Genomic DNA, 21,988 nt, shown 5'->3' with positions numbered 1-21,988 from the left:
CAATTATATTTGTATATAATATAAATAAGCGCCATAAAATGCGTTTATACAATTGTTGGGCGTAATTAAAATGAAAGCTATACATTATTTTCAAGTAGAATCAGATCCTTTCGAGGACATAGATACTCTAAAAAAAGAACTTTTAAAATATCAGAAATTTAAATTTCTTGACTATTTTCCACGTGACGAACAGCGAAAATATTTACTTAAGTATGGAATAACAAATACCATTAACCCAAAATATTCTGAATTTTTCGGTACACCCAGAGATGACAGGGATTTATTTATCAATGTTCTTCAGAATTTTCTTGACAACGTTATTACTGCAAATAGCTTGGTTATTGTGGACAGTTACATATTCCCAAAAAACTATGATGATGAATATTCCGATTTACTCGTTGATATTTTAAAAAAATATATCCCAAAACTAAATAGTTTAATGTTCATTACGAAGAATAACTTTCATAGGCCACTACAGCTGGATATCTTCAATAAAATAAAAGAGCTTAAAAATCATATAGTTTTAGATTTAAGACATTCAGAACTTTTTCATGACCGATTTTGGCTTTCAGATAAAAGTAATCAAGGAATATTTATGGGCACTTCACTAAATGGACTTGGTAAAAAATTCACACTTATTGATTATATTAATAGTGAAGATGTAAGCCTAATATTTCAAGAGCTACAAGCTGAAAATCTTTTATCTTAATAGTAAATTAGAATTTAACTAGTTGATTTAGTGAAACCTCAAGAGCTTTTGAGATTTCAAGTAGAGTATATAGGGTTGGATTAACTTTCCCATTCTCTAGCTTTTCCATAGCTTGTCTATCTTTTCCTGTTGCACGAGCCAAATCGGACTGACTCCAGCCTTTTTGACTTCTTAACTCAACAATACGCTGACCGATTTTCTTTTTAAGTTGTTCTTTATCCACAAAACAAATGTCATCTAATTAGATGACATTTTTGTCATATTAAAATTTGACAATTCGATTTTAAATGTTATGTTTGTCATATAATAATATGACGATTGAATAAATTCAGGAAATTAAAAGTATATAAAAAATTCCAACCTCGTGAAAGGAAATATACTCCTGTTCCTGAAATCCGACTTGAGGGAAGATGGCTAAAAGAGCTCGGATTTGAAATAGGAAAAGAAATTGAAATTAAGCAACAAAGAAATAAACTGACCATTACGCTGACCGACAAAAAAGAAGAAAAATAACTACGCCCAACAACGTGTCCTAAAATTCATTGCTAACTACCTGCCTACTCGGAAAAATCTCTGATTTTTCCTTTGTCAGTTTGTACTTGCAAAGTTAATTACTAAATTCACGCAACGAAATCTTACACAAGAACGTTGGCACACATATAACAAAACCATAAAATGAATTGGAATAACGCAGGAAACATAGGCTCGAAAAAATATAAATGTGGATATTGCGGCTCACCTCTAGCCTCACAATTAGGATATACAGCAAAAGGACATATGAGCGGCGGAACTAGAACAGTAGGATGGATTTATATTTGTCATAGTTGTGAAAAGCCAACATTCTTTGACTATTACAAAAATCAAACTCCTGGACCTATTATTGGTTCACCTGTTAAGCATATACCAAAAGAAGAAGTTGAGAATCTATTCAACGAAGCAAAAGCGTGCTTTTCTATAAGTGCATACACATCTTCTGTGATGTGTTGCAGAAAACTTTTAATGAATATATCTGTCTCTGAAGGCGCAAAGGAAGGAGCTAGTTTCGGACAATATGTTACTTATTTAGAAGAAAACAATTATATACCTCCAAACGGAAAAAAATGGGTAGATTCTATCAGAAAACTAGGAAATGAAGCTAATCATAAAATTGAATTTAAGACACCTCAAGAAGCTGAACGGATTTTAAAGTTCACCGAAATGTTATTGCGCTTTATTTATGAGATGCCGGGAATAATGGAAGAAACTGAATTAAAAACGGACTTGGAATAAAATACGTGTGCCAACATTGTATAAAAATAATGCTTAAGTTTAATCCTAAATCTAAAGGTTAGTGCCTATTTGGTCACTCCGATTTTCCTGCGGAAAATCCTCGGACACAAAACCGCACTATTCTTATACGTAACCTTTGGCAGCAAGTGTAACGGGGCTATAGGACACATAGATAGTCACTTAAAAAAGATTAAAATATGGGATACTATATTGACTTAGAAAAAATAACCATTGATGATTATCGGATAAGATTAGAAACAGCTTATCTACCACCAAGTAGGATGGTTCTGAAAGATAGACTAAAAGAGAGATTTGGATATTTTGAAAGTATAGGAATAAAGAACGTTAAAGAATTAATTCAGATTCTAAAGAAAAAAGAAAAATTTTCTGAATTACAAAAAGCAGAGTGCTTATCTGGGGATTATTTGATACTGTTACTCAGAGAACTTAATAGTACACTTCCAAAACCCGTTAAGATTAAAGATTTTTCAGGTATTTCTAGTGAAACAATATCAAAGCTTGAAAATGCAGGGATTAAGAACACCGTGAAATTATTTGACAGGGTGATTAATTCTGAGTCAAGAAGAAAACTGGCAGCTGAAACAGGAATAAGTGAAAAAGAAGTATTTGAGTTGACAAAATTAACTGATTTGTCCAGGATAAGATGGGTTGGGGCAACTTTTGCCAAGATGTTATCTGATTTGGAAGTTGATACAGTTGACAAAGTAACAAAAGCAGACCCAATAGATTTGCATACAAGAGTCAATCAATTGAATAAAGAAAAAAGAATATACAAAGGGCAGATTGGATTAAATGACATGAAAATAGTAGTAAATATTGCGAAAGATGTGCCTTTAGATATTAAATACTGAGATAATAAACACCAGCTGCCAGCAATGTATCCAAAATAGGTGTGAAAATAGTAAATTCAAGGTTTGTTGCCCGCTTCAAATTTGTAACGGTTTGGTAAGTTTGAAGCCCACAATCGTCTACTTTGCATATACTCAACGTCGAACACAAGTTTAAAATCGTATGGAAAAAAAAGAATAATTACGATAATATCTATTAGTTAATTGTAAAGAGGCCAAAAAAACAGCAAAAAGTTACAGCTCAAATCAAAATTTCCTTTCCTTTTTATTCAACTAATAACGGATGGATACTCTCATAGAAACTTGACTAAAAAATAAAAAAAATATTTAATCTTTGGTACTGGAATTACAGCTTACAAAAGAACAATTCACTAATCAGACACAGACAGGAATTGATTTTTTTGATAACCTGGTTACTAAACTGATTAAATCTGGACCTCCAAAAATAGGTTTAAATGTTTTAATGGGAAAAACAACAAAACCCAAACTAGCGAACCTGCTTTCACATTTAAAGGTAGGCAAACTTGAACTTATAAGTGGTGTTTACAAAGCCATTTAAAAATCAGCTAATATCTTTTCTACCTCTAATATAGTTCCTCTATAAATACGTTTATTAGGCTTAGTCATATGCTGAGATTCCGTATGCACATCTTCTAACACCTCTTTAGCTTGTTCTTTTTTATCTCTGCTTAACAAAAACTTAGCATATATTAAACGCTCATTATAAAAGGAATAGCGAATATCTATTTGTTTTAAGTTCTCTTCAGCCTCTTCTAATTTACCAACCCTTTCTAAAGCGAGTCCATATAAAAACTGCGTTCTGGATTTTTTAAATTCCGGATGTTCTTTTATTTTTTCTACATATAAAATAACGCTTTTGCAGTCTTCTATATTGAAATATGCTTCTATTAATTGTTTAATCACATAAAAATCACTTTGCGAACTATCTTCTAAAGCTTCTAAATAATGAGGAATTGCGCTATTATAGTCCTTTATCTCTAGATAGGCATCCGCTAAATTCACTCTATTTTGATACGATTCAGAGAATTGAAGCTGTTTTTCTAAATCTTTTACTTTTTTAGTCGGATTAATAATATGAGTAATCTCATTTGTGATTTTTTTAGCATCACGTTTGTTATACACCTGAGTGATTAAATAAATGACGCAACCTATAATAGGAATGAATAATATTATAAAAAACCAGTAATAAGAGTTATTGTTTTTATAGATATGATAAAAGCAATAGACCTTAAGTCCAATAATTAAGTAATACACCATATTATCTAATAAAAACTAAATCTGTTTCTGTAGACATAGGTTCGCTAAAATTATAGCCTTCATAATTAAAACCTTTAATATCATCAAGAGTTTCTGCATTGGTATCAATAATATAACGCGCCATATAACCACGAGCCAGTTTAGCAAAAGTCATAATGGTTTTATATTCACCATTTTTAAAGTCTTTAAAATTAGCTGTAATCACTGGTACTTTCAATGCTTTTGTATCTATAGCTTTAAAATATTCATTACTGGCAAGGTTTAAAAACAATTCACCGTCTTTTAATTCTTCATTCAAAGCATTTGTAATTTGCTTTTTCCAAAACTCATAAAGGTTTTTATTTTTCCCTACAGGAAATTTAGTTCCCATTTCCAAGCGGTAAGGTTGAATTAAATCGGTTGGTTTTAATATACCATATAAACCTGAAATAATTCGGACAGTATTTTGCAGCGTAGCTATTTTTTCCTCTGGAATATTATAAGCATCCAATCCCCGGTATACATCACCACTAAAAGCATAAACCGCTGGTCGTGCATTATTTGCTGAAAAAGGTAGTTGCCAATCTTGATTACGTTGATAATTTAACTGCCCCAAAGCATCAGAAATGCGCATAAGTTTTGATAAACTTTTAGCAGATTTCTTCTTAAGTAATTTATTTAAACGCTCAGATTGAGTTAAAAACTGCGCTTCTGTGTGTATTGCCGTTGGTAATTGACTTTCAAAATCGAGGGATTTTGCTGGTGACAGGACTAATTTCATTAAAACTATTTTTTAAATAACTAAATTACAATAATTCTTTTATTTCTCCATTCTCATAACTAAAGTTATAATCGCCTTTAATAATAAAGTTTGAAGTAAACGCTTCCTCTTGAGTAGGGTGCCATTTTTTTATAGTTTTATTTATTAAAATAAATAAACCTTCTTCATTTCCTAAAGCACAAAAACGGGCAAGATTTCCATCAAAAACAGGAATATTTTTAATACTATTTATTGAATTATAAACTGTTTCTAGATTGGTAGCTACGATTCCTATTTCACTTAGTGATAAAATGTTTTTAGAAGAAAAGGAATTTCGACTATTAATATCTATATTTTTCCGAGCGATAAACTCTACAATGTTTTTATCGGCATCATAAAAATAAATGGCTTTAGCATTCCAATCTTTAAAATCTGAAATTAAATTATCGTCATCAGGTAATATTTGTACACGCTCTTGCAACCATTGTAAAGCCTCTTGTTGTTGGTTTGAAGGTATATTAAAGGCAAAATGTGATGAATTAACAGCTTTTTCATCATACACAAAAGACAAAACACTTGCTCCTGTTTTAAATGAGATTTTTTCTTCGGAATCTAAAACCAATTCAAATTCTAAAACAGTTTTATAAAATTGCTTTTGTCTCTGGATATTTGCTGTAAAAAGAATGATTTCTTTAATCTTCATGCTCCAAATATAAATGATAAAGTCATGGTATCTACATTGTTTAAAACGATAAAATTTATATCTGAATAAAATGTATTTATTTAGCTTGTAGATATAATAAACAAGGTCGAAAACTTCAACTTAATTCCAAAAAGCAAATTGTAAAAATGACCACAATAAGATAAAATAAGCTATGACACTAACGAATTAAAGAAGTTAAAAACATACTAATCTAATTCCTGATGTTTTGAATAGCTCTTCCATTTTTCAATACACTGCTGCATATCGTCAGGAATTGGCGTGTCAAATCGCATGAATTCTCCTGTTTTTGGATGTTTAAACCCTAGGGTTTTGGCATGTAGCGCTTGCCTTGGCAATACTTTAAAACAATTTTCTACAAATTGTTTGTATTTGGTAAAGGTAGTACCCTTTAATATTTTTTCACCCCCATAGCGTTCGTCATTAAAAAGAGTATGCCCAATATGTTTCATATGAACACGTATTTGGTGTGTACGACCCGTTTCTAACTTACAAGATACCAAAGTTACGTATCCTAAACGCTCTAAAACTTTATAATGAGTGATAGCAGGCTTTCCTTTATCAGCTTCATCGCCTAGAAAAACAGTGTTTTGTAATCGGTTTTTGGGATGACGACCAATATGGCCTTCAACAGTACCTTCATCCTCTTCTATATGTCCCCAAACAATAGCGACATACTCACGCTCACTGGTTTTTTTAGCAAACTGTAACGACAAATGTGCCATGGCTTTTTCAGTTTTAGCAACGACCAAAAGTCCACTTGTATCTTTATCTATTCTATGTACCAACCCTGGGCGTTCACTAGAGTTATTAGGTAAATTATCAAACCTGTGAATTAAAGCATTTATAAGTGTTCCTGAATAATTACCATGTCCAGGATGTACCACCATTCCTGCTGGCTTATTAACAACTAGAAGTTCATCATCTTCATAAATCACATCAATAGGAATATCTTCTCCAACTAATAAGTTTTCATGTGGTGGGTGCGTAAACAACACTCTAATGTTGTCTAAAGGTTTTACTTTATAACTGGATTTAACAGTTTCATCATTAACAAAAATACTTCCGTTTTTTGCTGCTGCCTGAATTTTGTTTCTAGTAGCGTTTTCAACAAAATTCATCAAATATTTGTCTATACGTAAAGGGGTTTGCCCTTTATCAACTGTAAAAGCATAATGCTCATAAAGACTATCTTCATCTGGTAATTGCGGTGTATAATCGTCCATTTTAGTAAAATTAGATATTAATAGACCGCTTAATTTCAAGGTCGTTTGCCATTCCCTAAAACTAAATCTATTTTTGAAGTTTTTGCCAACTTATCGCCCTCTTTAATAGACTTTCCTTTATAACTCATCTTTAACACGAGGTCTTTACCAATATTGTCCTCGTAAGTTATTTTACCCACTTGAAACCCTGAGGCTTCTAACATTGGTTTTGCTTGCCTAAAGGTACGCTCTTTTAGGTCTGGAACTTGTATTTTTCTATACCCTGATGGATTCAGGGTTAAGTATATTTTCCTATTCTCTTTAACTTTTGTTCCGGGTGGTGGTTCCTGCTCAATAACCGAAAACTTAGGGTAATCTGGGTTAAAATTTGCTGAGTCCTGAATTTGCATTACCAAATTATTCTCTTTTAACTCAATATTTGCAACACTTATGGATTTGCCTGTTAAATTTGGAACCGTTTCAAAATCACCGTGATTTGTTGAAGATTTCAACCATTGAAGCATAATAAAACATAATACAAATACAGCTACTAGTGCTAATAAAACTTGTTTTAAAAATGTTTTACTGGTAAGGAATTTAAATAGACTCATTTATAAATTTTTCGATAAGGCAAATATATAAAACAGAACTGTTTTTTCTTTTGCAATATATATGATATTTTAGCTTGACAAATATTATCTTATACATAGATACGTTTTATTATCTATTTTTAGACGGATTTAATCACAAAATTAAAATGGTTTTCGCTGCTGCGGAAATAAAAGGAATATGCCTACAAAAAAAAATATTGCCATCATTATGGGTGGTTTTTCAAGTGAATATGAAATCTCTTTGAAGAGCGGGAATGTTGTTTACGAAACACTAGATACTACAAAATATAATGGGTATCGCATTCATATATTTAAAGATAAATGGGTTTATGTAGATGCTAATAACGCTGAATTCCCTGTAAATAAAGACAACTTCTCTGTTCGGGTTGCCAATCGTGTTATTACTTTCGATTGTGTTTTTAACGCTATTCATGGTTCTCCCGGTGAAGATGGGTTTATACAAGGGTACTTCGAGTTACTTAATATGCCTCATACTAGTTGTGATATGTATCAAGCCGCTTTGACATTTAACAAACGTGATTGCCTGAGTGTTTTAAAACCTTACGGTATTAAAACAGCGACATCTTTTTATCTAAATCTAGGTGACCCCATTAACGAAGATGATATAATTAATAAAGTGGGTTTACCGTGTTTCGTTAAAGCTAATAAAGCAGGAAGTAGTTTTGGAATAAGCAAAGTAAATAAAAAGGAAGATATATTAAATGCTATTGATATAGCTTTTAAAGAAGACGATGAAATTATCATTGAATCATTTTTAGATGGAACCGAAGTCTCGGTTGGGGTTATTACCTATAAAGGAGCCACTAAGGTATTACCCATCACTGAAATTGTAAGCGAAAATGACTTTTTTGACTATGAAGCCAAGTATTTAGGAAAATCTCAGGAGATAACACCTGCAAGATTAAGTAAAGAAGAAGAAGACAAAGTTACTATTCTTGCAAAAAAAGTTTATGAAGTCCTAAAAATGAAAGGCTTTTCACGTACTGAATTTATTTTTAAAGATGGTGAACCTCATTTGCTGGAAATGAATACAATACCTGGGCTAACAAAAGAAAGTATTTTACCACAACAAGCCGCTGCTGCAGGTATTTCACTAGCCGCATTATTTGACAATGCTATAGAAGAAGCTTTAAAACAAGTTTGACATCCAAAAAAACCGACTACTTAACTTCATTAAATTAAAAAATAATAAGTTTTGAAGATTAAATAAAATTTGTAACTTTAAAAACATGAAACGAGCCATATTCCCTGGATCTTTTGATCCTATCACATTGGGACATTATGATATTATAAAACGTGGTGTAACTCTTTTTGATGAAGTGATTGTGGCCATAGGCATAAATGCCGATAAAAAATATATGTTCTCATTAGAGGAACGTAAAAAATTTATTGAAGAGACTTTTGCTGATGAACCTAAAATCAAAGTGGTTACCTACAAAGGGTTAACAGTAGATTTTTGTAAAGAAATTAATGTAGAATTTATTTTACGTGGACTTCGTAATCCAGCAGATTTTGAATTTGAAAAGGCAATAGCTCATACTAATCGTGACTTAGCACCTATTGAAACTGTGTTCCTTTTAACATCGGCAGACACATCCTATATAGCTTCTTCTATTGTTAGAGACGTTATAAGAAATAATGGAGATTATACAAAACTTGTACCTAAAAGCGTAAGAATTAAATGAAACTAATCTGGACAACTAGTTTATTTATTATAGTTATTTTCAATAGCTACAGTCAAAAAACATTAAATGATGAGAGAAAAGCAACCATCTCTCTTGAAATTAAACAAATGTTTGACAGCTTTCATAAAGACATTACTAAAAATGGTTTAGAAAGTGAGTTTAAATATTTAGATGCTTCTTCAGATTTTTTCTGGGTCCCACCTGGGTACAAGGAGACATTAGACTATGATACTGTAAAAAGTATACTAATTGAAAATTCTAAAACTGTAAATTTTATAGAGTTTTCCTGGGAAAGTATAAAAATCATACCCTTAACAAATGAAATAGCAAACTATTCTGGCATTATAAAATGTGTGCAAGTTGATAAAGACCTTAACCCTATAACGTTTAAAATAATTGAATCTGGAACATTAATTAAACGTAAAGATGGCTGGAAGTTCTTAAATGGTCAATCTAGAATCTTATAGTTGATTGAACTAATTTTGCCTTTCCTCTAAATCATCATTTTATTCCCTTGTTTGCCATTTTTATTATATACAGCGATTAATTTCTATGATATGCTAAAAGACTATGGTTGTAGTTTATTAGTAACAAATTTCATTTATTCTATACTAATAAGTAAACAATGACTTCTAACAATTCATGCTACAAGAAATCAAATACATACTTATTAAGTTAAAACTTATTCAGCCTTCTGAAAGAGATATTCAAACATGGATATCAACAAAAAAAGTTAAAAGAATAGAGTATGTATTAGAACATGGTAATTACAAAACTAGAAAATTAGCGGCTGAAGCTCTTGGTGAAACTGGTTATACGTCTTCAGTTCCAATACTTTTTAGAGCTATTAATGACAATGTACATAATGTATCTATTGCAGCTTTAAATGCTCTTGAAATAATTGGTTGCGATGATGATTAGGAACGACTATTATTAAAAAAAGGTTTAATTGGGTAAGAGATAAGCGTGAAAAAGATGCTAAACTTGAAGCAAGTAAAGGTAAAAAGTATAAAATTTACAGATGGGAGCGTGCCAGTAAAAAGTCTTTTGATCGTGTAAAAGAACAATTAAAAAGACCAATGAGGTAGTATTTGGTTCTTGATAAAATGAAAAACTCCTAACTCCTAACTCCTAACTCCTAACTCCTAACTCCTAACAATACTACAACTTATACTCTGAAAGCCCTTTGGTAAATGCCTCTGGGTTTTCGGCTAAATGATAACGTGGATCGTCAATATCTTCTACTATAACTTCTCTAAATTTTGGACTAGACTTATATAATAAGATTTTACAATCTTCACTTAAGTGCTTTAACTTTATCGTTTTTCCTTCTGCTTCATACTTATTAACTAAATTAAAAATAGCCTCTATAGCAGAATGATCACTTATCCTCGACTCTACAAAATCTACCTCTACCTGTTGTGGATCATTTTTTACATCAAACTTTTCATTAAAAGCGATTATAGATCCAAAAAATAAAGGTCCCCAAATTTCGTATATTTTAGTACCATCTTCACGCATACGTTTTCTGGCTCTAATACGTTTCGCATTTTCCCAAGAAAATACTAAAGCACTTATAATAACACCAGCTATTACTGCAACTGCTAAATCAAAAATAACTGTCAACGCAGACACCGCTATTAAAACAATAACATCAGTCACTGGAATTTTATTTAAAATTCTAAAACTACTCCAGGCAAACGTACCTATTACAACCATAAACATAACGCCTACTAAAGCTGCAATTGGCACTTGTTCTATAAGTCCAGATGCGAATAGAATAAAAGCTAATAAAGCTAGTGCTGCAACAATACCAGACAATCTACCACGTCCACCTCCTTTTATATTAATAAGTGATTGCCCAATCATAGCACAACCTCCCATACCACCAAATAACCCAGTAATAACATTTGCGCCTCCTTGCGCCATACATTCTCTATTAGTATTTCCTCGCGTATCTGTTAATTCGTCAACAAGGTTTAATGTCATTAAAGATTCGATTAAACCTATAGCCGCTAATATTAAAGCATAAGGGCCAATAAATCTTATAGTTTGCCAATTAAATGGCACTTTACTAAATATCTCTGTTTGGAATTGTGGTAAGCCTCCTTTCAAACCCTCACCACCTCCATCTCGAATAAAACTACCCACGGTTGCTACATCAAAATTACCAAAAATGGCAATAGCAGAGACTACTAAAATAGCAACTAAAGCTTCCGGTAATTTTTTAGTTAGTTTAGGTAAACCAAACATAATTCCCATAGTTAAAACTACGAGAGCTAACATAGTCCACATTTGTGCCCCACTAAACCAATCACCATTAACATCCTTGAACATTTTTAGTTGTGCTAAAAAAATCACGATCGCTAATCCATTAACAAATCCCATCATAACTGGGTGCGGAATCAATCTTACAAATTTCCCAAGTTTTAAAACACCTGCAAACATTTGTATAACCCCCATTAAAATAACCGTAGCAAATAAGTAATAAAGACCAAGATTTTCTCCTTCTGCCCCAAAAGCATTTCCTTCTGCAACTAAACTTACCATAACCACAGCCAAAGCACCTGTTGCACCGCTAATCATACCTGGACGACCACCAAAAATAGCAGTAATTAAGCCTATCATAAAAGCAGCATATAAACCAACTAATGGGTCTACACCTGCTACAAACGCAAAAGCAACAGCTTCTGGTACTAAAGCCAAAGCTACTGTTATTCCACTTAAAATATCGTTTTTAGCATTCGCTGTGCGCTTTCTAATAAATTCTGTCATGGCTTATTTTTTGAAGGTGCAAATTTACACTTAAAATACAGAGAAGCAATAAGTAATCTTCATTTTGATAGAGAACAATACTAAAAATATTAAATAAAACACTTTAAATCAGTGAATTAATTTTTATTAACCCACATTAAAGCTTCTTCCCTATCTTGAAATAATTTAACATTCTTATTGGTATTTCCATTAATACTTAATAATGTTTTAATAGACATTAATGCACCACTAGTACCAATAACGATCGCTAATGCTTTTATTCCTTTTAAATGAGCAATCTTTCTTTGGGCTTGAAATGTATAGCTATAGGAGTGCTTTTTATTGACTAATAGCGAGAACGGAGCTTCTAATTTATCTAATAAAAAATCGTGAAGCTCAACAACCTTCATTTCGTCCATTAAAACCCCTTCATTAGCAATTATTTCTGCTAAATTGTTTCTTATGATAAAAATAGTACCAAAAGATAACTTATAATTTCTCATAATAAAATCATTTTTTAGAGATTAATAAAAATACAAAAAACTTCAAAAAACCACCTTTTCAACAATAACGAAGGGCAATACCTACACCTGTAAGTTAGTTATTTTTTTCTAATTTTAAATTTTTTAAGAATATCTTTATAGAATAATTCCAGATTTATTAAAACATGAGGTTAATATTTATCTCCCTAATTTTTTGCATTTCTTGTACTAATTCAAATAAAAAACCAACATATAATTTTGAAACACATTTCGAAAAATCGAAAGGATTAGAGACAGCAACGTATCAACAAATGATAGCGTTTTATACACATTTGGCAGAAGTGTATTCAGAAATTTCTATACAAACTATAGGAGAAACAGATTCGGGTAAACCTTTACACATAGTAACCCTTAACCCAAATAAAGAATTCGATTTTTCGAAAGTTCGTAAGAATAAAAAAAGTATTTTGTTAATAAATAATGGTATTCATCCTGGAGAAAGTGATGGTATTGATGCAACGATGATACTTTTCAGAGATATTGTTCAGGGCAAAATTAAAACCCCAAAAGAAACCGTATTGGTAACTATTCCTATTTACAATATTGGTGGTAGCCTTAATAGAAATTCGAATACCCGAACCAACCAAAACGGACCAAAAGAATATGGTTTTAGGGGAAATGCAAGAAACTATGATTTAAATCGTGATTTCATTAAATGTGATACTAAAAATGCAAAGACATTTACTCAAATTTTTCATTTGGTAAAACCAGATGTTTTTATTGACAACCATGTAAGTAATGGTGCAGATTACCAATATACTCTTACTCATTTATTTACACAACACAATAAATTAGGAGGTGATTTAGGTGAATATATCCATAATAGTATGATGCCAAAACTTGAACAAAAACTGGCATTAAAAAAATGGGATATTACACCTTATGTTAATGTTTTTAATGAAGTTCCAGAAAAAGGTTTTTCTCAATTTATGGATTCTCCTAGATATTCAACAGGCTACACGACACTGTTCAATACACTTGGCATAATGGTAGAAACCCATATGCTTAAACCATACAAACAACGTGTTGAAGGCACTTACGAACTTATGAAAAGTATGATTGAAGTAATAGAAGAGGACCATATTGAAATACAACAGAAGCGACTTCATTTAAAAGAAAACCTTGATGGCTATGGAAAAACCTATCCTCTTCTTTGGGAAATAGACACAACAAAAGTTACAGTTTTAAATTTCAAAGGTTTTGAAGGTGAACTAATTACAAGTGAAGTAACAGGAACCAACCGATTAAAATACAACAGAAATAGACCATTCACCAAAGAAGTTAATTATCAAAACTATTTTAAACCTAGTTTAGAAGTTAAAGTTCCTAGCGCTTATATAATACCTAAAAGCTGGCATAATATTATTGAGCTTTTAAAACTGAATCAAGTAGAGATGACTACTCTTAAAAAAGATTCAATAATTGCAGTTGAATTGTATAAAATTAGCAATTATGACACTCGAAAAACACCTTATGAAGGCCACTATCTGCATTATAATACCAAGGTTGTTAAAACCGAAAAAGAAGTCCATTTCACAAAAGGTGATTATATTATTTATACACATCAGTATGCTCTTAGGTATTTATTAGAAACTCTAGAACCAGAAGCACCAGATTCTTTTTTTAACTGGAACTTCTTTGACTCCATTTTACAGCAAAAAGAAGGGTTCTCGCCTTATGTATGGGAAGACAAAGCTTTAGAACTGTTAAACAACAATCCTAAACTAAGAGAAGCTTTTGAGCTTCGCAAAAAAGACATTAAAGAATTCAATAATAATTGGTATGAACAATTAAATTGGATACACAAGCAAAGTGAACATTATGAAAACGCTCATATGCAATATCCTGTATACAGGATAAACATACCTTTTTAAACAACAATGCGTCACAAACTACTTAAGTTTTTTTTCACATAAGTTTCAACCTTACCATTTTAAATCTAGGCATCAGTAAATCAAAATAATAACCGATTTAAGCAAAGACTATTTAATGATTTTTAAATCAGCAACTTAATATTAGCATAAGAATTAGCAAGAGCTTCTTTAGTTTGATTTTTGTTTAACCATTCAACCTTGGTAATTCCTTCTTCTTCTTGTCCATATAAATTACCATTAAAATTAGTCTTCATTTCAAACCAATAAGTGATTTTTATCTTATGTCTGCCGTTACGCTTAAAAATATGATAGGTGGTCTCTAAAGGTTTTGTAATCTCTAATCCAGCAACTCCAGTTTCTTCAGACACTTCCCGAATTGCTGTTTTTTCAATAGTTTCATTACCTTCTACCTTTCCTTTAGGCAAATCCCATTTATCATTTCTGAATATAAATAAGATATCATTATTCTTATTATATACTTTACCTCCACCAGCTATTACATTAGGCAATTTTTTTAAGGTTTTTTTTAGAAGTTTATCTTCATTTTTATGAATAAGCCGAACTTCATTTAAAGAAGTTGTGTTAAGTTCCTTAATAACTTTCCCAATATTTACAGTATCAAGTAAATAGTTTTTAAAGTTGACTTCTTGTTCAACTTTAGTTGTTAATATTATAGGTTTGTCCCCCACAAAAACTTTATACATACTTTACAACTAACAATTAGAATATGGTAAAAATATAATTTTTAGTTGCAATCTAGTCATTGTTGAAAAAAATATTTTTATTCGTTAAGCAACTCATAGTTAAATCTAAATTTATACGTAATTTTGCCTGCATGATTTTTAATAAAGACACCGCCAAAAAAACTGCTGAAGTTTTACTACAGATTAATGCTATAAAACTTAGTCCAAAAGAGCCTTTTACTTGGGCTTCTGGATGGAAATCGCCTATTTATTGTGATAACCGTATTGTATTATCGTTTCCGCTAATTCGAAATTATATTAGTGAAACAATGAGTAAGTTTATTGAAAATAAATATGGTAAACCAGATGCTATTGCTGGTGTTGCAACTGGAGCTATTGGTATAGGCATGCTAGTTGCGGATTATTTAGGTTTGCCTTTTATATATGTAAGACCTGATGCTAAAGGACATGGTAGAAAAAATCAAATAGAAGGTTTTATTGAAGGTGGACAAAATGTTGTTGTTGTTGAAGATTTAATAAGCACAGGAAAAAGTAGTTTAAATGCTGTAAAAGCTTTAAAAGATGCTAAGATAAATGTAAAGGGGATGATTGCCATTTTTACTTACGGTTTTGATATTGCTACCGAAAATTTCGACAAGGAACAAATTGAACTACAAACACTTAGTAATTATGAAAGCTTATTGGAACAAGCTTTAGACACAAATTATATTTCTGAAAAAGAATTAAAGACATTATCTGAATGGAATAGCAATCCTACAGAATGGAACGCTAATTGATATACCCTTTATTAAAATAAAAATAATGAATTTAGAATCTCCAAAAATTAACGTTGGTAAATCCCCTCAAGAAGTATTTGATTTTTTATCTGATGTTAAAAATTTCGAAGCTTTAATGCCTGAAAATATTAGTAAATTTGAAGTTTTAGAAAAAGACAAATTTTTATTTGCTTTAAAAGGTATGCCAGAAATTGTTCTTAAAAAGAAAGAAGCTATAGCACCGAATAAAATAGTTTTAGGAGCTGCTGGTGGAAAATTAGATTTTTCTCTTATTGGAAACATTACTGAAATAGACGAAACTTCTAGCCAAGTTCAATTAGAATTTACTGGAGAATTTAATCCAATGATGGCGATGATGATAAAAAGTCCTATTAGTAAATTTATTGAAACACTTGCTACAAGTATTCCTAATGCTATTTAATATAAAAGGGTAATCGTTTTTAAATCAAACTCTTTTATAATATCATCTTCTAACAAAACCTGAAGATTTCCAGACTTGGAAATCCCTTTTATAAAACCAGAAAACACAATACCTTCTTCATCTTTAAATGTTGAAGGTTTATTTTTTCTAAACAAATAAGCTTCATAGTCCTTTTTTAAAAGATCATAATTTCCTTTTTCTAAAAGAAGAAAATAATGTTTTAAGTTTTTTAAAATTTCATGAACTATTTCATCTAAATTAAAAACTTTTCCAGATATAATTTTTAAAGAAGAGGCTTTGGGTAAATTCTCAAATTTGGTTTGATTTACATTTAGACCTATACCAATAACAGAGGCTTTAATACTATTTTGTTTTATGACATTTTCAATTAAAATGCCGCAAATCTTTTTGTTTTCTGACAAAATGTCGTTTGGCCATTTCACACTTAATCGAGGAATTGAAAAAAGTTGTAACGTCTTCAACAAAGCTAAAGAGGTAACAACGCTTATATAAAAAGGATGTTCTAAATATAACTGAGACACATTTTTAAAAACGCTAAACGTAAGATTTTTAGATGCTTGCGAATCCCAAACCGTTCCCATTTGTCCGCGTCCTCGTGTTTGTTTTTTTGCTATAACAGTTGTATAATCATCTATAGTTTCATCGACGCTAAGCTTTCGCAAATAGCTATTTGTGGAATCGATGGCATTAAGTTTGACTATAAACATATAGAAGTTATTATGACACTAAAAAATCTTATGATTATTTTAAAGTATAAAGAACTAAAAAAATAATAACTTTGCATAAATTAAATAAAATTAATGGCGAAAGAAAATATAAGCGCAGACCAATTAATATCTATAATAATAAATGGCATTGAAGATGTTAAAGGTAAGAAAATAAATATCCTAGATTTAAGAAAGATTGAAAATACGGTTTGTGATTACTTTATAATTTGTGAAGGTACTTCAAACACACAAGTAAACGCCATAGTCAATTCAATACAAAAAAAAGTAAGCAAAGAGCTTAAAGACAATCCTTGGCATACCGAAGGAGTCGATAATGCCGAGTGGGTATTAATAGATTATGTAAATGTGGTAGTACATGTATTTCAAAAACACATTAGAGAGTATTACGATATTGAAAGTCTTTGGGGAGATGCAAAAACAACAGTTATAGAAACCAGCTACTAAAAAAATCAGATGGCAAACGATAAAAAAAATTTAAAAGATAAAAAACCAAAATTTAGTCCATACTGGATTTATGGAATATTAATAGCTGTTTTCTTAGGCTTCCAATTATTTAGCAATGGAAGCTATCAAGATGGCAACATGACCACGCCTTCAGACTTTTTTAGGTTTTTAGAAGATGGTGACGTTGAAAAAGTTGATATTGTAAAGAATACACGCGTAGCTAGAGTTTATTTAACTAAAGATGCTGAGGCGAAAGAAGTTCATAAAAACTCGAAGCCAACAACACTTATCCCTTCTGCTACAAAACTACCAAACTATAAGTTTGAATTTGGTGATCTTCAAAATTTTGAGAATCGTTTAAACGAACTTACAAAAGATTTAGCGGTTAAACCTGTCATAACCTTTGATACCGAAACCAATGATTGGGGCAATCTTTTAATGGGTATACTCCCTTTTATTTTACTTATTGGTGTTTGGATTTTTATCATGAGACGTATGTCTGGTGGTGCAGGTGGTGGTGCAGGTGGACAGATTTTTAATATCGGAAAATCTAAAGCAAAACTTTTTGACCAGAATACCGAAGTAAAAACAACATTCAAAGATGTTGCCGGTTTAGAAGGTGCTAAAGAAGAAGTTCAAGAGATTGTAGATTTCCTTAAATTCCCAGAAAAATATACAACACTAGGTGGTAAAATTCCAAAAGGTGCTTTACTTGTAGGCCCTCCAGGAACAGGAAAGACTTTATTAGCCAGAGCCGTTGCGGGTGAAGCCAAGGTACCTTTCTTCTCATTATCAGGTTCAGATTTTGTTGAAATGTTTGTTGGTGTTGGTGCTTCTCGTGTTCGAGATTTATTTAAACAAGCCAAAGAAAAATCACCTTCCATTATTTTTATAGATGAAATAGATGCTATTGGTCGTGCCAGAGGTAAAAATGCTATGTCTGGAAGCAATGATGAGCGTGAAAATACACTAAATCAATTATTAACAGAAATGGACGGTTTTGGTACAAATACGAACGTTATCGTAATTGCAGCTACCAATAGAGCTGATATTTTAGATAAAGCATTAATGCGTGCTGGACGTTTTGACAGACAAATTTTTGTTGATTTGCCAGATATCCGTGAACGTAAAGAAATTTTTGAAGTGCATTTAAGGCCTTTAAAAAAGGCTAAAGATTTAGACACTGATTTCTTATCAAAACAAACCCCTGGGTTCTCTGGAGCAGATATTGCAAATGTTTGTAACGAAGCTGCTCTAATTGCTGCCAGAAATGGCAAGAAAGCAGTTGATAAGCAAGATTTTCTTGATGCTGTAGACAGAATTATTGGAGGATTAGAAAAGAAAAATAAAATTATAACACCAAGCGAGAAAAAGGCCGTTGCCTATCATGAAGCTGGTCATGCCACTGTAAGCTGGATGCTTGAACATGCTGCTCCTTTGGTAAAAGTAACAATCGTTCCTCGTGGCCGTTCGTTAGGAGCCGCATGGTATTTACCAGAAGAACGTTTAATTGTTAGACCAGAACAAATGCTAGATGAAATGTGTGCTGCTCTAGGAGGCCGCGCTGCAGAAAAAGTAATTTTTGATAAAATATCTACCGGTGCGCTTAGTGATTTAGAAAAAGTAACTAAACAAGCCAGAGCCATGGTCACCATATATGGGTTAAGCGATAAAATTGGAAATTTAACTTACTACGATTCTTCTGGACAAAACGAATATGGCTTCACAAAACCTTATAGTGAACAAACAGCAGAATTGATTGACAAAGAAATTTCAGATATTATTGAAAAACAATACCAACGAGCTATCAAATTACTTGAAGATAATAAAGATAAATTAACAGAGCTTGCCGAAGTTCTTCTTGAAAAAGAAGTTATCTTTAAAGATAATCTTGAAAAAATATTTGGAGAACGCGCTTTTGAAAAAGAAGAACGTGAAAACTTAGACAAATAGCTTATTAACATATATTTTTGTTAAGCTTTCAGTAAAAATCTTAAATTAATCGTATGGTTAATTTAAGATTTTTTATATTTGATAAACCTCAAAAAGAATTCTATTAATAGCAACCACTTAAATGAGTCTTTTTAGAAAAATTTTTCGTTCAAAATCTGAACAGTCAGGTGAAGAATTAAAATCTGACGATAGAGGTAAATACATGCCGGAAATAAAACTGCCAATAGACGAAAGGTTTACTATAAACTTTAAAGCTAATGGCGGTAAGTTCTTGTATTGTGAGAATTTAAACGAAGTCTTTTTTAATTTAGACCATATTCTTGAAGAAAACAACTGGAAAGAAAAAAAGGTTTTATTATTTGATGAGAATTTAAAAAGTAAATTCAAAAACTCTAATCTCAAAGAAACAAACAAGATAAGTGAATCAACTTTTTTTTTAACAACATGCGAAAATCTTATTGCTAATGATGGATCATTACTCATCACTTCAAAACAAATTTTCGAAAAGAAACTTCCTGAATTATCTGTAAACTTTATTGTATTTGCTACTACAAGTCAAATTGTTGAAAACATTGGGGAAGGTTTACGCGGAATAAAATCTAAAAACAGGCAAAAAATCCCAACTAATATTACAACCATAAAACATTTTAAATCTGGTGATGAAAAAGATTTTCTAAGTTATGGTAGCAGTGCAAAAAATCTATACCTACTACTTTTAGAAGATTTATAGAATGAAAGAAATTCTTATTCGGTCATTTTCTGGGCTACTCTATGTCTTATTATTAATTCTATCCTTGAATTATGAACAGTTGTTAATCGCTGTGTTTTTTATTTTCGGTTTAGTTTGCATGGGAGAGTTTAAAAAACTCATTCAACTTAAAAGCTACATTCCTTACATTATTTTTATTATACTTTATGCTATTTTCGGTTATTGGCAATCTGTATTAAATACTGATACTGGATTAGATGAAGCTACTCAAATACTTATGGTGGTTACCATTTTTGTTGAGTTGTTTTTAATAAAAGATCTATTTTCAGAAAAAATAATTCCTCTTTTTGCTTCAAAGCGATTTATTCTCACAACATTCTATTTATCAAGTGCGTTTGTATTCTTAATCTTAATTGCAAATTACCATGAAAACTATAATCCAAATATATTATTAGGATCTTTTATTTTAGTTTGGGTGAATGATACATTCGCTTTTTTAGTTGGTAAAAACTTTGGAAGGCAAAAACTTTTTGAAAAGATTTCTCCCAAAAAAACAGTAGAGGGTTTTCTTGGTGGTTTATTTTTTTCGTGCGTGGCAAGCTATTTTATTGCTACCTTTACAGAAATATTGGGTTTTACAAATTGGCTAATTTTAAGTATTATTATTAGTGTATTTGGAACTTTAGGAGACTTAACAGAGTCTAAGTTTAAAAGACAAGCTAACGTTAAAGATAGCGGTGTAATTATGCCTGGGCATGGTGGATTATTAGATCGACTAGACAGTATCATTTTTGCAGCTCCATTTATATATTTATTTTTAAGAATTTTACAATATGTTTCATAAGGAAGGCCATAAAATTATACTTATAACTTTTATCTTTATTATTGCATCCTTTTTATTGGTCGACAATTTTATTGAAATTGGATGGCTAAGAATACTTATTTTAGTTGCTCTTCTAGCGTTTTTAATACTCATCCTTCAATTTTTTAGAAACCCTAAGCGTCATACATCTTTAAATAGTAAACAAGTAGTTTCTCCTGTTGATGGAAAAGTTGTTGTTATTGAAGAAGTGTTTGAAAAGGAATACTTCAAAGAAAAACGCTTGCAAGTAAGTGTGTTTATGTCTCCAATAAACGTCCATGTTACCCGTTATCCTATTAGTGGCAATGTTATTTTTAGTAAATACCATCCAGGCAAATATTTAGTGGCATGGCATCCTAAAGCAAGTGAAGAAAACGAACGTACTACAGTTGTTGTAGAAAATGAGACTTATGGCAAAGTCCTATACAGGCAAATCGCAGGTGCTTTAGCAAAGCGTATTGTAAACTATGCTAAGCTAAATGATAAAGCGTTACAAGGGGAAGACTCAGGCTTTATAAAATTTGGTTCCAGAGTGGATTTATATTTACCTTTAGATACTAATATTAAAGTACAGCTTAATCAAAAAGTTCGCGGTGGTGAAAGTGTTATCGCCGAAGTTTAATGACAGATAAAGATTTAGACATAGAATTCCAAAATGCCGTTAATAGAGTAAATGCGCATACAGAACCTTTTCCTGCTGATACGCTTTTAAAGCTTTATGCCTACTATAAAAAAGCTACTAACGACTATGGTAGACCAAAAAGCAAGAAACCTATAATTAATGCTTTTAAAACTAATGCATTGTTTCAAGCTAAAAACATTAGTGAGGATGAAGCAAAACGCATGTATATAGAATTAGTGAATAGCTATTTTTTGTATAGAGAATAAACTACTTCAAGGCAAGCTAACTAGGTAATAAAGAATTTCTTAAAACGAACCGAACTATCCTCGGAGGCAGAGCCTCGGAGAATTCTTTTCGATTAAATTTCAAAAAAAAGAAAAACGAGGTAAATCTTGCAATATTGACCTCTAAAAAACCAATATGATACGATATCTCCTAGCGTCAATATGACAAATATAATTATAGTAGAGT

At 31.3% G+C, this 21,988-nt stretch carries 28 protein-coding genes; 18 read left to right on the top strand and 10 right to left on the bottom strand.

Features of this window, described 5'->3' with window-relative positions:
* Positions 1-70: 70 nt before the first annotated feature.
* Positions 71-709, top strand: a complete 639-nt coding sequence (locus tag EM932_RS16485) for a hypothetical protein (RefSeq protein ID WP_135878305.1) — start codon at positions 71-73, stop codon at positions 707-709.
* A 7-nt stretch (positions 710-716) separates the two neighbouring features.
* Here the strand turns inward: EM932_RS16485 and EM932_RS16480 are convergent, their stop codons facing one another.
* A complete protein-coding gene (locus EM932_RS16480) occupies positions 717-932 on the bottom strand; it encodes a helix-turn-helix domain-containing protein (protein WP_135878304.1) in 216 nt (71 codons plus the stop codon).
* 95 nt (positions 933-1,027) lie between these two features.
* Here EM932_RS16480 and EM932_RS16475 point away from each other — a divergent pair, with 95 nt between their 5' ends.
* The 4 genes from EM932_RS16475 (at position 1,028) to EM932_RS16460 (ending at position 3,406) form a co-directional block, all read left to right on the top strand.
* On the top strand, positions 1,028-1,222 hold the full coding sequence (locus tag EM932_RS16475) for a SymE family type I addiction module toxin (RefSeq protein ID WP_135878303.1): 195 nt from the start codon (positions 1,028-1,030) through the stop codon (positions 1,220-1,222).
* A 162-nt stretch (positions 1,223-1,384) separates the two neighbouring features.
* Positions 1,385-1,978 (top strand): DUF4145 domain-containing protein, encoded by a 594-nt coding sequence (locus tag EM932_RS16470; protein WP_135878302.1) that lies wholly within the window; start codon positions 1,385-1,387, stop codon positions 1,976-1,978.
* Positions 1,979-2,175: 197 nt separating this feature from the next.
* Complete coding sequence (locus tag EM932_RS16465) at positions 2,176-2,850, top strand: DUF4332 domain-containing protein (RefSeq protein WP_135878301.1); 675 nt, start codon at positions 2,176-2,178, stop codon at positions 2,848-2,850.
* 331 nt (positions 2,851-3,181) lie between these two features.
* Complete coding sequence (locus EM932_RS16460; RefSeq protein ID WP_135878300.1) at positions 3,182-3,406, top strand: hypothetical protein; 225 nt, start codon at positions 3,182-3,184, stop codon at positions 3,404-3,406.
* Here the strand turns inward: EM932_RS16460 and EM932_RS16455 are convergent.
* The 5 genes from EM932_RS16455 to EM932_RS16435 all read right to left on the bottom strand — a co-directional run bounded on the left by EM932_RS16455 (position 3,403) and on the right by EM932_RS16435 (position 7,401).
* Complete coding sequence (locus tag EM932_RS16455) at positions 3,403-3,990, bottom strand: hypothetical protein (protein WP_170179828.1); 588 nt, start codon at positions 3,988-3,990, stop codon at positions 3,403-3,405. The genes EM932_RS16460 and EM932_RS16455 overlap by 4 nt on opposite strands.
* 136 nt (positions 3,991-4,126) lie before the next feature.
* Positions 4,127-4,885, bottom strand: coding sequence for a peroxide stress protein YaaA (gene yaaA, locus EM932_RS16450; protein ID WP_135878298.1), 759 nt, complete (start codon positions 4,883-4,885; stop codon positions 4,127-4,129).
* Positions 4,886-4,910: 25 nt separating this feature from the next.
* Positions 4,911-5,567 (bottom strand): VOC family protein, encoded by a 657-nt coding sequence (locus tag EM932_RS16445; protein ID WP_135878297.1) that lies wholly within the window; start codon positions 5,565-5,567, stop codon positions 4,911-4,913.
* 206 nt (positions 5,568-5,773) lie between these two features.
* Positions 5,774-6,811, bottom strand: coding sequence for an RluA family pseudouridine synthase (locus EM932_RS16440; RefSeq protein ID WP_135878296.1), 1,038 nt, complete (start codon positions 6,809-6,811; stop codon positions 5,774-5,776).
* Positions 6,812-6,846: 35 nt separating this feature from the next.
* A complete protein-coding gene (locus tag EM932_RS16435) occupies positions 6,847-7,401 on the bottom strand; it encodes a PASTA domain-containing protein (protein ID WP_135878295.1) in 555 nt (184 codons plus the stop codon).
* 178 nt (positions 7,402-7,579) lie between these two features.
* Here EM932_RS16435 and EM932_RS16430 point away from each other — a divergent pair, with 178 nt between their 5' ends.
* The 4 genes from EM932_RS16430 to EM932_RS21260 all read left to right on the top strand — a co-directional run bounded on the left by EM932_RS16430 (position 7,580) and on the right by EM932_RS21260 (position 10,028).
* The gene (locus tag EM932_RS16430) at positions 7,580-8,566 is read left to right on the top strand and encodes a D-alanine--D-alanine ligase (protein ID WP_135878294.1); all 987 of its coding nucleotides are present in this window, start codon (positions 7,580-7,582) and stop codon (positions 8,564-8,566) included.
* Positions 8,567-8,651: 85 nt separating this feature from the next.
* Positions 8,652-9,107 carry a pantetheine-phosphate adenylyltransferase gene (gene coaD, locus EM932_RS16425; protein ID WP_135878293.1) on the top strand — a complete coding sequence of 152 codons (456 nt, stop codon included), beginning with the start codon at positions 8,652-8,654 and terminating at the stop codon, positions 9,105-9,107.
* The gene (locus EM932_RS16420) at positions 9,104-9,574 is read left to right on the top strand and encodes a hypothetical protein (protein WP_135878292.1); all 471 of its coding nucleotides are present in this window, start codon (positions 9,104-9,106) and stop codon (positions 9,572-9,574) included. The genes coaD and EM932_RS16420 overlap by 4 nt, the downstream gene beginning before the upstream one ends.
* A gap of 175 nt (positions 9,575-9,749) precedes the next feature.
* Positions 9,750-10,028 carry a HEAT repeat domain-containing protein gene (locus EM932_RS21260; protein WP_246041119.1) on the top strand — a complete coding sequence of 93 codons (279 nt, stop codon included), beginning with the start codon at positions 9,750-9,752 and terminating at the stop codon, positions 10,026-10,028.
* Positions 10,029-10,268: 240 nt separating this feature from the next.
* Here the strand turns inward: EM932_RS21260 and EM932_RS16410 are convergent, their stop codons facing one another.
* Complete coding sequence (locus EM932_RS16410) at positions 10,269-11,882, bottom strand: SulP family inorganic anion transporter (RefSeq protein ID WP_135878291.1); 1,614 nt, start codon at positions 11,880-11,882, stop codon at positions 10,269-10,271.
* 116 nt (positions 11,883-11,998) lie between these two features.
* Complete coding sequence (locus EM932_RS16405; protein ID WP_135878290.1) at positions 11,999-12,364, bottom strand: hypothetical protein; 366 nt, start codon at positions 12,362-12,364, stop codon at positions 11,999-12,001.
* A 164-nt stretch (positions 12,365-12,528) separates the two neighbouring features.
* Here EM932_RS16405 and EM932_RS16400 point away from each other — a divergent pair, with 164 nt between their 5' ends.
* On the top strand, positions 12,529-14,277 hold the full coding sequence (locus EM932_RS16400; RefSeq protein ID WP_135878289.1) for a M14 family metallopeptidase: 1,749 nt from the start codon (positions 12,529-12,531) through the stop codon (positions 14,275-14,277).
* A 122-nt stretch (positions 14,278-14,399) separates the two neighbouring features.
* On the opposite strand, the gene EM932_RS16395 is transcribed toward EM932_RS16400, so the two are convergent.
* Positions 14,400-14,981, bottom strand: coding sequence for an NUDIX hydrolase (locus EM932_RS16395; RefSeq protein WP_135878288.1), 582 nt, complete (start codon positions 14,979-14,981; stop codon positions 14,400-14,402).
* Between the two features lie 131 nt (positions 14,982-15,112).
* Here EM932_RS16395 and pyrE point away from each other — a divergent pair, with 131 nt between their 5' ends.
* Together pyrE and EM932_RS16385 are read left to right on the top strand one after the other, a co-directional pair.
* The gene (gene pyrE / locus EM932_RS16390; protein ID WP_135878287.1) at positions 15,113-15,757 is read left to right on the top strand and encodes an orotate phosphoribosyltransferase; all 645 of its coding nucleotides are present in this window, start codon (positions 15,113-15,115) and stop codon (positions 15,755-15,757) included.
* Positions 15,758-15,782: 25 nt separating this feature from the next.
* Complete coding sequence (locus tag EM932_RS16385) at positions 15,783-16,178, top strand: SRPBCC family protein (RefSeq protein ID WP_135878286.1); 396 nt, start codon at positions 15,783-15,785, stop codon at positions 16,176-16,178.
* Here EM932_RS16385 and EM932_RS16380 read toward each other — a convergent pair.
* Positions 16,175-16,906 (bottom strand): biotin--[acetyl-CoA-carboxylase] ligase, encoded by a 732-nt coding sequence (locus EM932_RS16380; RefSeq protein ID WP_135878285.1) that lies wholly within the window; start codon positions 16,904-16,906, stop codon positions 16,175-16,177. The genes EM932_RS16385 and EM932_RS16380 overlap by 4 nt on opposite strands.
* Positions 16,907-16,999: 93 nt before the next feature.
* Here EM932_RS16380 and rsfS point away from each other — a divergent pair, with 93 nt between their 5' ends.
* From rsfS to EM932_RS16350, 6 genes are all read left to right on the top strand, one after another.
* Positions 17,000-17,371: a ribosome silencing factor gene (gene rsfS / locus EM932_RS16375; RefSeq protein WP_135878284.1), complete on the top strand. Its 372-nt coding sequence runs from the start codon at positions 17,000-17,002 to the stop codon at positions 17,369-17,371.
* Between the two features lie 9 nt (positions 17,372-17,380).
* Positions 17,381-19,324 (top strand): ATP-dependent zinc metalloprotease FtsH, encoded by a 1,944-nt coding sequence (ftsH, locus tag EM932_RS16370; protein WP_135878283.1) that lies wholly within the window; start codon positions 17,381-17,383, stop codon positions 19,322-19,324.
* Positions 19,325-19,445: 121 nt separating this feature from the next.
* Positions 19,446-20,054, top strand: coding sequence for an LUD domain-containing protein (locus tag EM932_RS16365; RefSeq protein WP_135878282.1), 609 nt, complete (start codon positions 19,446-19,448; stop codon positions 20,052-20,054).
* 1 nt (position 20,055) lies between these two features.
* Positions 20,056-20,877, top strand: a complete 822-nt coding sequence (locus EM932_RS16360) for a phosphatidate cytidylyltransferase (RefSeq protein WP_135878281.1) — start codon at positions 20,056-20,058, stop codon at positions 20,875-20,877.
* On the top strand, positions 20,867-21,517 hold the full coding sequence (locus EM932_RS16355) for a phosphatidylserine decarboxylase family protein (protein WP_135878280.1): 651 nt from the start codon (positions 20,867-20,869) through the stop codon (positions 21,515-21,517). The genes EM932_RS16360 and EM932_RS16355 overlap by 11 nt, the downstream gene beginning before the upstream one ends.
* The gene (locus EM932_RS16350) at positions 21,517-21,783 is read left to right on the top strand and encodes an acyl-CoA-binding protein (protein WP_135878279.1); all 267 of its coding nucleotides are present in this window, start codon (positions 21,517-21,519) and stop codon (positions 21,781-21,783) included. Before EM932_RS16355 ends, EM932_RS16350 begins: the two co-directional genes overlap by 1 nt.
* The last annotated feature ends 205 nt before the right edge of the window (positions 21,784-21,988 follow it).

Origin of the sequence: Flavivirga rizhaonensis (genome assembly GCF_004791695.1) — a bacterium.
Classification (GTDB): domain Bacteria; phylum Bacteroidota; class Bacteroidia; order Flavobacteriales; family Flavobacteriaceae; genus Flavivirga; species Flavivirga rizhaonensis.
This window is presented reverse-complemented; position numbering and strand designations above follow the sequence as displayed.

Coding starts and splice junctions, on each gene's coding strand:
- EM932_RS16445 (WP_135878297.1), bottom strand. CDS start 5,567: ATGAAGATTAAAGAAATCATTCTTTTTACAGCAAATATCCAGAGACAA.
- rsfS (WP_135878284.1), top strand. CDS start 17,000: ATGGCGAAAGAAAATATAAGCGCAGACCAATTAATATCTATAATAATA.
- EM932_RS16470 (WP_135878302.1), top strand. CDS start 1,385: ATGAATTGGAATAACGCAGGAAACATAGGCTCGAAAAAATATAAATGT.
- EM932_RS16440 (WP_135878296.1), bottom strand. CDS start 6,811: ATGGACGATTATACACCGCAATTACCAGATGAAGATAGTCTTTATGAG.
- EM932_RS16420 (WP_135878292.1), top strand. CDS start 9,104: ATGAAACTAATCTGGACAACTAGTTTATTTATTATAGTTATTTTCAAT.
- EM932_RS16410 (WP_135878291.1), bottom strand. CDS start 11,882: ATGACAGAATTTATTAGAAAGCGCACAGCGAATGCTAAAAACGATATT.
- EM932_RS16465 (WP_135878301.1), top strand. CDS start 2,176: ATGGGATACTATATTGACTTAGAAAAAATAACCATTGATGATTATCGG.
- EM932_RS16395 (WP_135878288.1), bottom strand. CDS start 14,981: ATGTATAAAGTTTTTGTGGGGGACAAACCTATAATATTAACAACTAAA.
- EM932_RS16355 (WP_135878280.1), top strand. CDS start 20,867: ATGTTTCATAAGGAAGGCCATAAAATTATACTTATAACTTTTATCTTT.
- EM932_RS16405 (WP_135878290.1), bottom strand. CDS start 12,364: ATGAGAAATTATAAGTTATCTTTTGGTACTATTTTTATCATAAGAAAC.
- pyrE (WP_135878287.1), top strand. CDS start 15,113: ATGATTTTTAATAAAGACACCGCCAAAAAAACTGCTGAAGTTTTACTA.
- yaaA (WP_135878298.1), bottom strand. CDS start 4,885: ATGAAATTAGTCCTGTCACCAGCAAAATCCCTCGATTTTGAAAGTCAA.
- EM932_RS16365 (WP_135878282.1), top strand. CDS start 19,446: ATGAGTCTTTTTAGAAAAATTTTTCGTTCAAAATCTGAACAGTCAGGT.
- EM932_RS16485 (WP_135878305.1), top strand. CDS start 71: ATGAAAGCTATACATTATTTTCAAGTAGAATCAGATCCTTTCGAGGAC.
- EM932_RS16385 (WP_135878286.1), top strand. CDS start 15,783: ATGAATTTAGAATCTCCAAAAATTAACGTTGGTAAATCCCCTCAAGAA.
- EM932_RS16430 (WP_135878294.1), top strand. CDS start 7,580: ATGCCTACAAAAAAAAATATTGCCATCATTATGGGTGGTTTTTCAAGT.
- ftsH (WP_135878283.1), top strand. CDS start 17,381: ATGGCAAACGATAAAAAAAATTTAAAAGATAAAAAACCAAAATTTAGT.
- EM932_RS16350 (WP_135878279.1), top strand. CDS start 21,517: ATGACAGATAAAGATTTAGACATAGAATTCCAAAATGCCGTTAATAGA.
- EM932_RS16380 (WP_135878285.1), bottom strand. CDS start 16,906: ATGTTTATAGTCAAACTTAATGCCATCGATTCCACAAATAGCTATTTG.
- EM932_RS16435 (WP_135878295.1), bottom strand. CDS start 7,401: ATGAGTCTATTTAAATTCCTTACCAGTAAAACATTTTTAAAACAAGTT.
- EM932_RS21260 (WP_246041119.1), top strand. CDS start 9,750: ATGCTACAAGAAATCAAATACATACTTATTAAGTTAAAACTTATTCAG.
- EM932_RS16360 (WP_135878281.1), top strand. CDS start 20,056: ATGAAAGAAATTCTTATTCGGTCATTTTCTGGGCTACTCTATGTCTTA.
- coaD (WP_135878293.1), top strand. CDS start 8,652: ATGAAACGAGCCATATTCCCTGGATCTTTTGATCCTATCACATTGGGA.
- EM932_RS16400 (WP_135878289.1), top strand. CDS start 12,529: ATGAGGTTAATATTTATCTCCCTAATTTTTTGCATTTCTTGTACTAAT.